Raw genomic sequence first — 13,978 nt, forward strand, 5'->3', positions numbered from 1 at the left:
GAAACAGAAGTTTTGCGGTGCATGCAACCGTCGTGCAGATATTTTTTGAGACGTTTCGTGGAGTATTGACGTATGTATGCAGGCTATAAGACGATCCTCTTGACTTTGTTGATGGGGTGGCAAACTTTGGTCATCGGACAACCCGCCAGTGGTTATGGAATTTTGGCGGGTGACTGTAGTGAGGACGATGAATGTGTGGCTGCTCTGAGTAGTAAGAGCTCGGCTTTACGGGAGTTTTGCGATTCGATCGATTTTTTGGCCTATTGGAAGCGATCGACTGACAGATACTTAATTCAGTGCAGATCCGGAGATACTTCTGAAGATGATGTTGTGTGGGTCGTGGATGGGAAGGCCGGGCTTTTTTTCAGATTGAATTACGGGCGGTTCATCAAAAAGAGCACGCTCGCGAAAAGTCCAAATATGGAAATTCCAGACAAATTCCGCGCCCGGAACCTTTGCAACCCAGTAGACCTCGCGAAGCTCCGCGCAAGTGATTTCATCCTTCTCGACAAAGAGCCCGCCAGTGATGAGGACAACCCGTATTGCTACGCCCCAACCTATCTAACGCTGCAGGGCGGCGAGCTCATTGTGAGTACCAGTGACAACCCCGCAAAAGTTGGTGATCCGGACCATGCCGTTCACGCAGTTCCAGTTCGCGACCGGCAGCACTTGAAGCACTTGCTGGACGCTCTGCGTCGGTGGCGTCCGCAATCGTAGGAAGAAGGCAGTATCGACTCACGGAATTTACACGGATTGACTTCGGGAGAGAGACGGAATGAAAAAACTAGCATACCAAGGCGACAGCACGAGTCACGGCGGAAAGATCCTCACCGGCTCGGATCGAATCAAGGTCGGGGGCCGCCGCGCGGCACGCGTCGGAGACCTCGTGTCCTGCCCGATTCATGGCGACAACCCAATTATTGAAGGCGCAGGCGGCATCAAGGATGCTGGCACGCCGCTTTCACGTGACGGAGACAAGACCCAGTGCGGGAGCGTCCTCATCGCTCTATCTGATGGCGCGACGGTTAAATAAACGAATGCCGATCGACTTCGCGTGTGTGCCGCCACGGATGACGGTGCCTCCGCCACCGCAACTATCAAAGCCGTTCTGGGCAGCGCTTCTTTGCGTCCTGCTGTCTTTAGGTGCTGCGCTAACGATCTTTCTGGCGTCGCAACGCACACCGACCAATCCGATCTGGTTCTGGTCGTGTGTCATCGGCTATCCGATGCTTTCATGGGCGTTTTTGCTGTGCTGTCGTCTTGGTTATTTGTATGCGCGACGCAGCGAAGCGATAGCCGTAAATCGAGTTAGCGAGCGCGAGAGCGAAAAATGTCATGCACTTGCCAGCGTGCCACTCGCACTGATAGGTCATGCCTGGCGTTTCTCCGCCGCTCGCGACGAGAACGACGTTCAAGGAGTTGTCGACGGCAGCCTCAAGTTGGAAACTCGGGCGAGCGAGGCCAAGCCGAATACCGATGTCGAAGCACGCTGGATAGAAGTCCCCGATCAGCAGTTCCATGCCGGAAATGAACTTACGGAGTATTCCCGTCATCACGTGGTCTGCAACTGGCTTCTGGCCCAGTTGATCGATAACCTGACGCCGCAACTCGCTGCTCTTCCCGCGCGTATGACGCTTCAGATCGAAGCAGTTTCGCGTTGCGCGCTTGAAAACAACGATGTGTCAGCGCGACTCAAGGAACTCGTTGGCGGGAAGTTCCCGGCATTGCGCGTGACCGTAAAATCCTCCACCAAACACCTCTCGTTGTTTAGCGCGGACGCCTGGTTCGACAGCATGAGGCCAGACGTCGCTCATCTGCTGGTCGCGGTTCAACTGCGCAACGCCGTCAGCGAACGCCTGCAGAACGGTGTTGCCGAGGCGGGCGTTGCACTACTGCTGGCGCACCCAACTCGTGCCCGAACGAACGGGGAAGCTCACTCTCTCCTTCTGCACCGTCCCGATCGCGGTTCCGCCAATGCGGTATGCGAGACCGTGCAACGCGCTACGCGTTGGGGAAACACGAAGTCGAACAACCTTGGGGCGATCTGGAGTCATGGAGTTTCGCCTGAAATGGAGTTGGCAATCAGGTCGTCGGCCGGATTCGACGAGCAAGCGTCGAGAATTGACCTCAGAACCACGGTTGGAGATTGCGGGGATGCGGGCGGCTGGCTAGCGACCGCACTCGCGGCTGAGCTCGCGGCGCGAAGCGGTAAGCCGCAACTCGTCCTTACGCAGAAAAATAGCGACTTGATCGCGCTCGTGTGCAGAAAACAAGCATGAATGAAAACAAGCATGAATGAACACAAGTCTGAACCGGTAGGCCTTTTCATTGGCATCGGAATCTGCATCGTTTTCTTTGCGGTGGGTCTGGCCGTCTGGATCGAAGGGGGCACCCGCGGATGGGCGTATGAGACGCGAATCATCATTGAACTGAGTCTGTTCTCGGGCATGCTCATCGCACTGATGCTCGTCAAGTACTTTGAAGCTGTCCTGCTCTGGATCGCCTCGATGCACGCAACGAGGTGGCTGGTTCGCTACGATTCGATAAAAAGGCAAGCGCACGCTGCCGGCGAAGGTCCGGCAGCGGCGCATATCGCCGCACCGCAAAAGATCGTCGAATTACGTAGCGCTCTGTGCGCTCGCCACGGCCGGCAATGGCGCTATCGCGATCGCTGGATCATGATCGCCGGTGATCTCCCGTTGGTCAAACGCCTCGCCCCCGGCCTCGTCGAGCAAGGCTACATAATCACCGGCAACACCGTCCTGCTTTACACCAAACAAACCACCACCACCCTCGACACCGACTGGCTCACCGAGATCCGCCGCCTGCGCCATCGCCGCCCGATCGACGCGATCGTGGCCGTAACACGCAATCGCAGCACGTCGGCGAATTCCCCGTTCGACGCCGACGCGCTCGGCCAACGCGTTGCTCGCCACGCCCGCGCGCTTCGGTGGTCCGCGCCCGCGTATCTGCTCAACGTGACGGACTTCGGTATTGAATCGAAGGGCACGGACCAGGCCATCGGCACCACATGGTCGAACCCGCGCATCAAAGCCGGCGAAATCGATACGTCGCTGCAGGAGCTGATCCGCAACCTCGCGGACGCGGGTGTCACGCGGATGGCGCGGAATGATGCTGACCGCTATCCGGCCGAACTGTCGCAACACATCGAGCGCCTGGGCGGCGCTTTGTCTGGACTCGTCATACAGACCGCGCATTCGCATTACTGGCGTCAGGCGGTCCACGGCCTTCTGTTCGCGCCGCTTTTCAAGACGCGGGAACTCGCCCCGCCAGCGGCAACAGAAAGGACCGGCGAAGCGAAGGAAGCAGAAGACGATGACCAGCCTGCCACCCCCCAACACCACTCAATCTGGCAAACCATCGCCAACCACAGCCGCGCACTTCACGGCCGCCACATCGGCTTGTCACTCTCGACGGCCGCGGCATGGGCCACCACCGCCGCACTCGCGCTCTGGATCACCGGCACGATGTTCTCCGGTTTCGCCAACCGCGCGACGATCGATACGGCGAGCAGCACGTTAGCGAAACTCTCTCGCCCACAAGACCGCACCCAGTCGATGCAAACGCTCGAGAACCTCGACAAGCAGCTCGACACACTCGAATCGCGCCAACGCGACGGCGCCCCCTGGTTCGCCCGCTTCGGCCTGAACCGCGACGCGGCGTTACTCGACGCCCTCTGGCCCGGCTACGAAATTGCCGCAGGCCGTATTCTGGTCGCCCCGATTCGCGAACAGATCGAGGCGCATCTGCACCAACTGGGCTCGCTCACCGACGCCGAAATCGCGAGCGGCGGCAACACCCAGGTACAAGCCGCTTACCACACGTTAAAGGCCTACATGATGCTGGCCAAACCCGAGCGCGCAGTCGCGGCTTTCCTTACCCCACAGCTTGCCGCAACGAGTGCCCCCACGCGCCCCGACGACTCCCCGCTATCCCCCGGCGCATGGGAAGACCTGCGCCAGCATGCAATCGCGTTCTTCGCGAAGCACTTCGGGCGGCGCGTCGCGGCGAACGGTTCATCGCTGGCCATCGTGCCCGACAGCGGCCTCATCTCGGCGACGCGTCAAACGATCATCGGCGTGCGCGGCATCCAGAATTCGACCGACGCGGTCTATCAGCAGATTCTCGATGACGCGAAAGCCAAGTACCCGCCCGTGTCGCTCGCGACGCTGCTCGGCGACACATCGAGCCATGGGCTCTTCAGCACGACCGCGACGATTCCCGGCGTCTTCACGCGCGCCGCGTGGGACGAGCGCATCGCGAAGGCCATCGACGACGCCAGCGAGCAGAGCAAGCTCGCCGGCGACTGGGTGCTGTCGGACGTGAAGGCCGCGAACGAGCCGCCGTCGTCGCTGAAAGCCGCGTTGCACGAACGCTACTTCGACGATTACGCGCGCGCGTGGGAGCAGTTCCTCAACAGCGTGCGCTGGCAATCCGCGCCGACGCTGTCGGCGACCGCCGATCAATTGACGCTGCTCGGCGATCCACAGCGCTCGCCGCTGGTCACGCTGATGAACGCGATCGTCTATCAGGCGGCCACCGGCGCGAGCACGCAGTCGCTGTCCGATACGCTGATCGGCAAGGCGCAGCAACTGGTCGGCACCGACGAGAAAGATCCGTCGAAGAAGGCACAACCGCAACTCGCGCCGCTGGCGGTCGCGTTCGGGCCGATCCTGCGGCTGAGCGGCGGCGGTTCGCCGTCCGCCGCCGCGCCGGCTAACGGCAAAGTCACCGCACCAATGGCCGCGACCGGCGATCTGAGCCTCGCGCGCTATCTCGAGCGCGTGACTGCGATGCGGCTGAAGATCGAGCAGATGGTGTCGAGCCCCGACCCCGACGCGATGTCGCGTCTCGCCGCGCAAGCCGTATTGCAAGGCAAGACCTCCGACATCGCCGACAGCCGCGACTACGCGAGCCGCCTCGCCGCGAGTCTCGGCGAGCAGTGGGCCGGTTTCGGCCAGCTGTTCCAGGCGCCGCTGGATCAAACCTGGCAAGTGCTGGTGCAACCGGCTGCGGCGAGTATCAACGAGATCTGGCGTACCGCGATCGTCGCGGACTGGAACGGTGCGTTCGGCGGCCGCTATCCATTTGCCGACTCCGACAACGATGCGTCGCTGCCGGAAATGGCGCGCTTCATGCGCGCGGATAACGGCGTCATCGCGCAGTTCGTGACGACGCAACTGGCGGGTGTCGTCGAGCGTCAGGGCGATCGTTGGGTCGCGGCCCAGGGCGCGAGCCACGGCACTTTGACACTCGATCCCGCGTTCCTCGACGGCTTGAACCGGCTGATGCGCGCAGCCACCGTGCTGTTTCCGTCCGGTGACGCGCACGTGCGCTACGAGCTGCGCGCGGTGCCGACACCGGGCATCACCGATATGCGCTTCGTGCTGTCGGGGCGCGAGCTGCACTACTTCAACCAGAAGGAGGAATGGACGCCGTTCCTGTGGCCCGGCGATTCGATTGAAAACCTCGCGCATATCGAGTGGCAGACCGAGCACGGCGGCCTGCGCTCGGCGCTCGATGCGCAGGGGCGTTTCGCGCTGATCCGTCTGCTCGAGCGCGCGCAGGTGTCGCAGCAGGACGGCGCACGCTATCTGCTGTCGTGGCTGCCCGATCAGAGCGAGAGCCTTCCCTTACGCGTGCAACTGCGCAGCGAGGCGGCCTCGGGGCCGCTGCAGGTGCTCGAGCTGCGTCATTTCAAGCTGCCGGCGCGGATTTTCCAGACCGGCGCGGCGAACGGCGCGCTGAAGCTGTCGGCAGCGAATCCACCGCCGCTGCCGGCGTCAGCGCTCGCCGCGGCGAATCAGGCGGCGGTGCCGTTGCCGCAGGGCTCGTTGCGGGAGGCCGATTAAATGCTGTCCAGTTTGTTGAAAACGCTGTTTCCTTCACGCGATGAAGAACAACGCGTGCGTGCGCGTCTGGATGCATGGAGCACGTGGCTGCAGCCGCTGCCGGGCGAGCATGGCGTCGGCCGCGATCCGGGCTACGAAGACCTGTTCTTCGAGTTGCGCGAAGAAACGCACAAGCTTTCCGGCATTGACGATGCGCTGATCGTCCGGTCGTGCGAACAGTTGCTGAAGGACACCGGCAAGGATCTGCGCGTCGCCGCTTACTACGCGTTGGCGCGGCTGCGCCAGGATGGGCCGGCCGGTTTTGCGGACGGGCTGGAACTCGCGGCGTCGCTGGCCGAGCGCTTCGGCGAGAACCTGTTGCCCGCGCGCGCCGAGGCGAAGAAGGGCGCGCTCGATATGCTCGCCACCACGCGCATGATCGACTTGCTTGACAGCCGTGGCGCATTTGCCGCAGCCGATCTCGAACGCGCGATTGCCGCGCTCGATCTGCTTGTTACGCGCACCGCCGCATGGCCGGAAGCGGCGCGACCGAACCTTCGCGCACTCGTCGCGCGTTTCGAGCAGAAAGAGGAGCCGGCGCGCGGCGTCGAGCCGGACGCGGCCGCGTGTTTCGCGTCGGCAGGCATTTCGTTGGCGGGCAGCGCGAATGCAGCGATCGCGTCCACGCGCGATCTGCTCGATGAGGCCCGCGCGATGGCGGTCTGGTTGCGGGATCAGGAAAACGGCTATTTGCCGTCGGTGCGCGTCGTGCGCAGCGTTCGCTGGGACACGCTGCACGAACTGCCGCCCGCCGATGCGGCGTCGCGCACGCGTGTCGCGCCGCCGCGCGGCGAGTTGCGTCAGCAGATAAAGCGGCTGGTATTGCAGAAGCAGTGGCATGAACTGCTGGAGCGCGTCGAGGGCGCGTTCATGGAGGGTGCCAATCACCTGTGGTTCGACCTGCAATATTTCCAGCACGCCGCGCTCGGTCACGTCGGCGCGCCGTCGCAAAGGGGGGCGTCCGCCGGCGCGCAGCGCGCGTGGCGGGAACAGTTGCGCGCGGACTTCGCGCTGTTTCTCGAACGGCTGCCGGGCATCGAGCGGCTCGCGTTCAACGACGGCACGCCATTCGCCGACGATGCGACGCTCGAATGGATTGCGCGCCACGCGGTGGTCCGCAATCTCGAAGCGGGTGAAAGCCCCGCGCCGCTGCCGGTATCGGCTGGCGGCGACGACGAAGCGACCGGCGACTGGCCCGAGATCGAAGCGCAGGCCCGCGATCTCGCCGCGCAGGACGGCATCGAGGCCGCGTTCGCGTGGCTCGAAGCGCTGCCGGGTCGAATGACCGATCGCCAACGCTATCTGCAGCGTCTGGTGATGGCGCGCGTCGCCGATCATGCAGGCCGGTTGGACACCGCGCTCGCGCTGCTCGCCGAACTCGATACCAGCGCGCGCTCGCTGCCGCTCGCGCGCTGGGAGCCGGCGCTCGTCTTCGAGGTCAAGCAGCAACTGCTGCGCGCGCTGAAAGCGCTCAACAACCGCAAGGACGCGGACAAAATCGCGCTCACGCGCCGCATCGGCGAGCTGCAAGCCGAACTGACCGTGCTCGATCCGGCCCGCGCGCTGACTCTTTCCTAAGCCGTCTCACCGGAACCCCCGCATGGAACACGACGACCCTATCCTGCGCTACTACGAATCCGAAATGCGCTATCTGCGCGAGGCTGGCAAGGAATTCGCGGCCGCGCATCCCGACCGCGCGCGCATGCTCAACCTCGATCGCGTCGGCGATCGCGATCCGTACGTCGAGCGGCTGCACGAAGGCTTTGCGTTTCTCACCGGACGCCTTCAACAGAAGCTCGACGACGAACTGCCCGAGCTGACCGAAGGGCTGGTGAGCCTGCTGTGGCCGCACTATCTGCGGATGATTCCGTCGCTGTCGATCGTCGAGCTCGAACCGCTCGCCGAGAAGCTGCAGCGAACTGAGATCGTCGCAGCCGGCGTGCCGGTGCGTTCGGCGCCGATCGCGGTGCCGCCTGCCGGCGGTGCCGAAGGCACCGCGCCCAAGACCGTGCAGTGCCTGTACCGGACGACTCAGCCGGTCACGCTGCAACCGCTATCGATCACGCACGCGGGCCCGAGCGTGCGCCACGATGGCCGCTCGATCATCCGGCTCGGCTTCGAACTCGATCAGTCCGCGCGTCGCAAGGAAACCGATCTGTCGCGTCTGCGGCTGCATCTAAGCGCCGATCTGCCGACCGCGTTCGCGATGCATCTCGCGCTCACGCGCGAGGTCGATGCGATCCACTGGCGCGTCCCGCAAGTGCGCGACGGCGAGCCGGTGCCGCTCGCCGATGTGTCGATCGAGCCGGCCGGATTCTCCGCCGGCGAGCGTCTATGGCCGAAAGCCGATGCGGCGTTTTCCGGCTATCAGCTGCTGCTCGAATACTTTACGTTTCGCGACAAGTTCCTGTTCGTCGATCTGTGCGGACTCGACGTGACAAAGCTGCCCGAAAAGTCGACGCGCTTCGAACTCGAAATCGTGCTCAAGCACGCCTATCCGTCCGACCAGCGCTTTGATGCGCGCAACGTGCGGCTATTCTGCACGCCGGTCATCAACCTGTTCGAACTGGATGCCGAGCCGATCGAGATCGATCATCACGAAACCGAGTACCGCGTGCGGCCCGCCGGCCACCAAGGCGAGCACGTCGAGACCTATTCGGTCGACGCGATCGAGGCGTTCGATCACGACTCCGCCGAGCGTTACGAATACGTGCCGTTCGCGACGTTCCGGCATCGCGGCGGCATGCTGCGGCACGAAGCGCCGGAGCGCTATTTCCATGCGCGTGTGCGGGCCGGCGCGGCCGGTCTGCACGAGACATGGGTCGTGCTAGGCGGTCACGCGTGGGACACGATGGACACGCTGCCAGAGGAAAGTCTGTCGCTGCGCGTGACCGGCACCAACGGGATGCTGCCGCGCAAGGGTCTGCGCGAGGCGAGTATCGCGGAACTCGCGGCGAGCACGCCGAATATCGTCGGCGTGAAAAATCTGGTCGCACCGACGGTGCCGCTTTATCCGCCGACCGGCGATCGCTTCCAGTGGCGCGTGCTGTCCCATCTCGCGCCGAACTTCCTGTCGCTGATGGATGCGCAAGTGCTGCGGGGCGCACTCGCGTTATACGACTGGACCAACGACGAACTGAATCGCCGGCGCCTCGCGGGCATTCTGTGGGTATCGCAGGAACTGCTCGAAGAAGTATCGGGCGGTGCGGTCGAGCGCGGCGTGCACATCGAAGTGACGCTCGATTCGCACGCGTTTGCGGGCGACGGCGACGTGATGCTGTTCGGCGAACTGCTGCAACGCTTTTTCGCGCTGTACGCGGAGCTCAACCTGTTCACGAAGCTGTCGATCGTCAGCCTGCCGTCGCAAATCCGCACCGTGTGGCCGCGTAGCAAGGCGCAACGGGCACCGTTATGAGCGCTGGCGCCGACGCGTTCGCGACGCGCAACGAGCCGCCGAATCTCGAACCGCTGGTCGCCGCGCTGCTCGCGCGCGCGCCGCGGATGAACTTCATGCAGTTGTGCCGGCTGCTCGAATTGCGGGTACCCGCGTTTGTCGGTTTCGGAGCGCGTGACACCACCGAACATGAACCGGTGCGCTTCCGGCCGCGCGCGCGTACCGGCTTCCCGGCGGGCGAAATAGCGGCGGTCGAATTCGACGACGATCCGGATGCATTCGGGCCGCCCGCACCGCCGACCGTGCGCACGACCTTCATGGGGCTGTACGGCGTCGATGCGGCGATGCCGTCGCACATGATCGACGAGATCGTGTTGCGCGACGAAGGGCACGAGGTGGTCGAAGCGTTTCTCGATCAGTTCAATCACCGCTTTGTCACGCTGCTGTATCGCGCATGGAAGAAGTATCGCTATGCGGAGAGCTTCCGCGCGGGCGGCAGCGACGCGCATTCACGCAATCTGCTCTGTCTCGCTGGCTTTGGCTGGGGCGACAAGCCACGACGCGCGGGTTTGCCCGATTCGCGGATGCTCGCGTTGCTGGGGTTGCTGATCCAGCACACCCGCACGGCGGAGGGGATCAGCGGTGTCATCGCGCTCGCGGTGCCTGGGGCCGAGGTTCGCGTCGACGAGTTTTTCACGGTGATGACGCCGGCCGGCGCCCAGCCACCGCTGTCGTCATCGGCGTCGGCTGGCGCGGTTTGCGGCGATCGCGTGCATCGCGGTCTTGGCGGCGGGTATGTGCTCGGCAAACGGCTCGCGTATCGCAGCCGCGCGGTGCGTGTGACGCTGCGGCCCGCCGATGCACGGCAGGCGCATGATCTTTTGCCCGGCGCATCGCTGCATCGCGAGTTGATCGCGTTCGTGCAGTTGTACGTGGGTCTGAAGGCCGATGTGCATTTGCGCATGGAAATGTCGTCGCGGCTCGCGCCGCAGCCGGCCATCAACGCGGCCGGCTCGCTCGATGCAGTTCGCACGGCAGCGGCGAGTCGCGCGCCGCGTCTCGGCTGGACGACCGTGCTACCCGCCGCCGGCGAACGGCTGATCAACGTCGCGCTGGGCGTCTACGACGCGTTTCCGAAGCCCACGCCCAATCCGTATCTGAATCTACCCACGTGATGACCGTCGCTCGAAAGGAGCTTTCAATGAATCTGCGTTTTGCCGTTTCCAGCGTTGCCTCCGTTATGTTGCTGTCGGCCTGCGGCGCATGGCAAACGGTGTCGGACTCGTCGTCGAATGCGTATCGCGCGGTGTTCTTCAGGCAGATCAAGGTGCTCGACGTCGATCTGTCCGCGCGCGACGCGCTCAACCCCGACGGCGCGGGCCGCGCGACATCGGTCGCGGTGCGCGTCTATCAGTTGAAGGACCGCAAGATGTTTGATCACGCATCGTACGAAGACCTGCTGAAGAACGATCGCACCGTGCTCGCGCAGGATCTGCAGGCAAGCATGGCATCGGTGCTGAATCCGGGCGCGTCGGCGAGCCTGTCGCAACCGATGCAAGCCGACACCGAGTATGTCGCGGTCGTTGCGTTCTATCGCAATCCCGGCAGCGGCGATGGCTGGAAGTATGTGATCGAGAAGAAAAAGCTCGATGCCGACAAGCCGCTGAAGATCGCGCTCGTCGATCAGTTGCTGGTGGCGCAGCGCAGTGCGGCGCGGTAAGCGCGAGCAATGCGCGTCCAGAAAGTTCGGCGGGCAACGTCGCCCCACGATGCACGCTCACCGCTCACGCATAGCGCGCAAGGAACATATCGGCAGCCGATTCGGCAACCTGCCTCTGCTCCCGTTTGCCGAGCGCCGGCTGGCCCATCGTCACCTGTGGCCAGAACGCGAACGCCTTGACCAGTGCCTGCAACTGCAGCGCAGCCAGCAGTGGATCGTCGGTTTTCAGACGGCCGTCCGCGGCGGCCGCGCGGACCCACACGGTGAGGTCTTCTTCGCGTTCGCCGAGGCGAGCAACCATGTCGCGCGCTCGTTCCGGCGAATGAATGGCGGCCGCTATCGCCACGCGTGCCAGCGATAAAAAGGCCTCGTCGTTCAGTAGCCGCAGCTTGCGGCCCAACAGGTCGAGCAACTGTGCGCGCAACGGTTGGTCCGCGCGGTAAGTGGGCGCGTCGCCGTCCTGGCTGGCGTCCCACAGCTGATGAAGAATCGCCGCGAAAAGGGCTTCCTTACCGGGGAAATGGTTGTAGACCGTCCGCTTCGACACGTTCGCGCGCGCGGCGATACGGTCCATGCTGGTCGCGTCGTAACCTGAGGCCAGAAATTCCTCGATCGCGGCGTCGACGATTGCGGCGCGCTTGCGGTCAGTGAGCCGTTGGTGGGAGGTATCGGGATCCATCGCGAGATTTTACACTGGGCAGTTTACTTTTCGCGCAAATAAACTACACTGCCGGGTGTACATTTTCCGGGATGACCTTGCTCATGACGTCGCTTACCACCCATGTCCGCCGCATGCTTGGCGTTACTGCCGCGAAGCGCGGCCGCGCATTGTCCAGTCATTCGCCGCAGCATGACGGCCAACGTTTTCGCAACGTCAAACCACGCCCCGCGGAAGGCCTGCGCAAGACGCTCGGCATTATGTGGAACGTGCTGTTCAACAAGCCGCGCGGCACGGTGCCCACGGATAGCTTGCCCATCGATGCGCTAACCCGCGAGCAGCTCGATGCGGCGCCCGATCGCAGCCTCTACCGGCTCGGTCATTCAACGATGCTGCTGAAGCTGCGCGGCGAATTCTGGCTGACCGATCCGGTGTTCGCCGAGCGTGCGTCGCCGTTCCGGCGTCTCGGTCCGAAGCGCTTTCATGCGCCGCCGATCGCGCTGGCCGATTTGCCGCCGCTGCGCGGCGTGATCCTGTCGCACGACCATTACGACCACCTCGATCGCGAAACCGTACTCGCGCTAGCAGCGAGCACCGGGGTGTTTCTGACCCCGCTCGGTGTCGGCGACCGGCTGATCGAATGGGGCATCGACGCGTCGCAGGTCAGGCAGCTCGACTGGTGGCAAAGCGTGGAGATCGGCGGCATGCAGTTCACCGCTACGCCCGCGCAGCACTTTTCCGGGCGTAGTCTGTTCGACGGCAACAGTACGTTATGGGCGTCGTGGGTGATCGTCGACGACGATTTGCGCGTGTTCTTCAGTGGTGACACCGGTTATTTCGACGGTTTCCGGACGATCGGCGAGCGTCTTGGGCCCTTCGACGTCACGCTGATCGAAACCGGCGCGTACGACGCGCAATGGCCCTACGTTCACATGCAGCCGGAACAGACGGTACAGGCGCACATCGATCTGCGCGGCCGTTGGCTGGTACCGATTCACAACGGTACCTTCGACCTCGCGATGCATCGCTGGCAGGAGCCGTTCGAACGGGTGATGGGGCTGGCTCTCGCACGCGGTGTCGCGCTATCGACGCCGCGCATGGGCGAGCGGCTGGACCTGGCTTCGCCGCATCGCGGCGCACTGTGGTGGCGCGATGCCGCCGACGCGATCGCGGCACCAAAGGGCGAACGCGGTTCAACCGCCGACTCGTTATACGGCTGACTGTGCCGCGCCGGCCCCCCAAGGATCAGCGACGCGGCGTGCCCGACACCCGGCTGAGCACACGCACGATTTCTCGACGACCGATCGGCGGCCGGTCGATGCAGTAGTGCGACGTCCACCGTTTCGGTGGCCGCACTGTCCGACCTGCGCGTGCGCACAATGTTTCGCTTCGCAGATCGTCATCATCAGCGCGAGGTCCATCGTTTCGACGGGCGCATTTTCCGATCTGCGCGTGCGCCACAATATTTCGCTTCCCGGATCGTCATCACCGTATGGAACCGCCGAATCCGCCGAGCACGCTGAGCGCGCAAGACCGCGAAATCGCCGATGCGGTCGCTCGCGAGCGGCCGCGGCTGCGCAATTTCATCCGCCGCCGCGTCCTGGATCAGGACGAAGCCGAGGACATCCTTCAAGACGTTTTCGAACAACTCGTGCAGGCCTGGCGGCTGCCGGATCCCGTCGAGCAGGTCGGCGCGTGGCTGTTTCGCGTCGCGAGAAACCGGATCATCGACCGCTTCCGCAAGAAGAAGGAAGCGCCGCTGCCCCATGCCGCCAATGCGAGCGACCCCGCCGATTTCGACGCGGACGACGCCGAATACCGTCTGGATCTGGCGCTGCCGTCGGCTCACACGGGCCCTGAGGCCGCCTACGCCCGCGCCGCGTTGCTCGATACGCTGCGCGCCGCGCTCGACGAGTTGCCCGCGAACCAGCGCGAGGTTTTCATTGCCCACGAACTGGACGGCCGCAGCTTCAAGGAGATGGCGGCCGAGAGCGGCGTCGGCATCAACACGCTGCTCGCGCGCAAGCGCTACGCGGTGCTGCATTTGCGCGAGCGCCTGCGATCGTCGTACGACGGTTTAGAGAATTGAACCAGGGAGGTCGGAATGAAGTTTCGCCGCAAATTTTTCGCCAAGGCGCTGTTGCTCGTGCTGATCATTGCGCTGTCGGGCTGGATCGTGATGAGGCTATGGAACTGGGTCATCCCCACGCTCGTCGTCGATGCGCATCCGCTCGACTATCCGCGCGCGCTCGGTTTGCTGGTGCTGTGCCGGATCCTGTTCGGCGGATTGCGCG

Annotated in this window: 11 protein-coding genes and 1 pseudogene; 11 read left to right on the plus strand and 1 reads right to left on the minus strand. The window is 63.8% G+C overall.

Annotated elements, in window-relative coordinates; genetic code table 11:
• The first annotated feature begins 72 nt into the window (after positions 1-72).
• The 8 genes from VGH68_RS18790 to tssJ are packed head-to-tail and all read left to right on the plus strand — an operon-like array spanning position 73 to position 11,026.
• Complete coding sequence (locus VGH68_RS18790; protein WP_331605189.1) at positions 73-717, plus strand: hypothetical protein; 645 nt, start codon at positions 73-75, stop codon at positions 715-717.
• A gap of 58 nt (positions 718-775) precedes the next feature.
• Positions 776-1,033: a PAAR domain-containing protein gene (locus VGH68_RS18795; RefSeq protein WP_331605191.1), complete on the plus strand. Its 258-nt coding sequence runs from the start codon at positions 776-778 to the stop codon at positions 1,031-1,033.
• Positions 1,034-1,037: 4 nt separating this feature from the next.
• Positions 1,038-2,279, plus strand: coding sequence for a hypothetical protein (locus tag VGH68_RS18800; RefSeq protein WP_331605192.1), 1,242 nt, complete (start codon positions 1,038-1,040; stop codon positions 2,277-2,279).
• Between the two features lie 12 nt (positions 2,280-2,291).
• Positions 2,292-5,873 carry an ImcF-related family protein gene (locus VGH68_RS18805; protein WP_331605193.1) on the plus strand — a complete coding sequence of 1,194 codons (3,582 nt, stop codon included), beginning with the start codon at positions 2,292-2,294 and terminating at the stop codon, positions 5,871-5,873.
• Entirely contained in the window at positions 5,874-7,490 is a 1,617-nt protein-coding gene (tssA, locus tag VGH68_RS18810; RefSeq protein WP_331605194.1) for a type VI secretion system protein TssA, read from the plus strand.
• A gap of 22 nt (positions 7,491-7,512) precedes the next feature.
• Positions 7,513-9,327 (plus strand): type VI secretion system baseplate subunit TssF, encoded by a 1,815-nt coding sequence (tssF, locus tag VGH68_RS18815; RefSeq protein ID WP_331605195.1) that lies wholly within the window; start codon positions 7,513-7,515, stop codon positions 9,325-9,327.
• Positions 9,324-10,481 carry a type VI secretion system baseplate subunit TssG gene (gene tssG, locus VGH68_RS18820; protein WP_331605196.1) on the plus strand — a complete coding sequence of 386 codons (1,158 nt, stop codon included), beginning with the start codon at positions 9,324-9,326 and terminating at the stop codon, positions 10,479-10,481. Before tssF ends, tssG begins: the two co-directional genes overlap by 4 nt.
• Before the next feature lie 26 nt (positions 10,482-10,507).
• The gene (gene tssJ / locus VGH68_RS18825; protein WP_331605197.1) at positions 10,508-11,026 is read left to right on the plus strand and encodes a type VI secretion system lipoprotein TssJ; all 519 of its coding nucleotides are present in this window, start codon (positions 10,508-10,510) and stop codon (positions 11,024-11,026) included.
• A 64-nt stretch (positions 11,027-11,090) separates the two neighbouring features.
• On the opposite strand, the gene VGH68_RS18830 is transcribed toward tssJ, so the two are convergent.
• Positions 11,091-11,705, minus strand: coding sequence for a TetR/AcrR family transcriptional regulator (locus tag VGH68_RS18830; protein ID WP_331605198.1), 615 nt, complete (start codon positions 11,703-11,705; stop codon positions 11,091-11,093).
• A gap of 83 nt (positions 11,706-11,788) precedes the next feature.
• On the opposite strand from VGH68_RS18830, the gene VGH68_RS18835 reads away from it, so the two are divergent.
• The 3 genes and pseudogenes from VGH68_RS18835 to VGH68_RS18845 form a co-directional block, all read left to right on the plus strand.
• The gene (locus VGH68_RS18835; protein ID WP_331605199.1) at positions 11,789-12,904 is read left to right on the plus strand and encodes an MBL fold metallo-hydrolase; all 1,116 of its coding nucleotides are present in this window, start codon (positions 11,789-11,791) and stop codon (positions 12,902-12,904) included.
• Between the two features lie 272 nt (positions 12,905-13,176).
• A complete protein-coding gene (locus tag VGH68_RS18840; RefSeq protein ID WP_331605200.1) occupies positions 13,177-13,773 on the plus strand; it encodes a sigma-70 family RNA polymerase sigma factor in 597 nt (198 codons plus the stop codon).
• A gap of 15 nt (positions 13,774-13,788) precedes the next feature.
• Positions 13,789-13,978, plus strand: a pseudogene (locus VGH68_RS18845) (hypothetical protein); the annotation flags it as partial.

Origin of the sequence: Paraburkholderia sp. (assembly GCF_036488505.1) — a bacterium.
GTDB lineage: Bacteria > Pseudomonadota > Gammaproteobacteria > Burkholderiales > Burkholderiaceae > Paraburkholderia.

What these genes read in the sequence shown, in the direction of transcription:
- VGH68_RS18790 (WP_331605189.1), top strand. Translation starts at nt 73, where the DNA reads ATGTATGCAGGCTATAAGACGATCCTCTTGACTTTGTTGATGGGGTGG.
- VGH68_RS18795 (WP_331605191.1), top strand. Translation starts at nt 776, where the DNA reads ATGAAAAAACTAGCATACCAAGGCGACAGCACGAGTCACGGCGGAAAG.
- VGH68_RS18800 (WP_331605192.1), top strand. Translation starts at nt 1,038, where the DNA reads ATGCCGATCGACTTCGCGTGTGTGCCGCCACGGATGACGGTGCCTCCG.
- VGH68_RS18805 (WP_331605193.1), top strand. Translation starts at nt 2,292, where the DNA reads ATGAATGAACACAAGTCTGAACCGGTAGGCCTTTTCATTGGCATCGGA.
- tssA (WP_331605194.1), top strand. Translation starts at nt 5,874, where the DNA reads ATGCTGTCCAGTTTGTTGAAAACGCTGTTTCCTTCACGCGATGAAGAA.
- tssF (WP_331605195.1), top strand. Translation starts at nt 7,513, where the DNA reads ATGGAACACGACGACCCTATCCTGCGCTACTACGAATCCGAAATGCGC.
- tssG (WP_331605196.1), top strand. Translation starts at nt 9,324, where the DNA reads ATGAGCGCTGGCGCCGACGCGTTCGCGACGCGCAACGAGCCGCCGAAT.
- tssJ (WP_331605197.1), top strand. Translation starts at nt 10,508, where the DNA reads ATGAATCTGCGTTTTGCCGTTTCCAGCGTTGCCTCCGTTATGTTGCTG.
- VGH68_RS18830 (WP_331605198.1), bottom strand. Translation starts at nt 11,705, where the DNA reads ATGGATCCCGATACCTCCCACCAACGGCTCACTGACCGCAAGCGCGCC.
- VGH68_RS18835 (WP_331605199.1), top strand. Translation starts at nt 11,789, where the DNA reads ATGACGTCGCTTACCACCCATGTCCGCCGCATGCTTGGCGTTACTGCC.
- VGH68_RS18840 (WP_331605200.1), top strand. Translation starts at nt 13,177, where the DNA reads ATGGAACCGCCGAATCCGCCGAGCACGCTGAGCGCGCAAGACCGCGAA.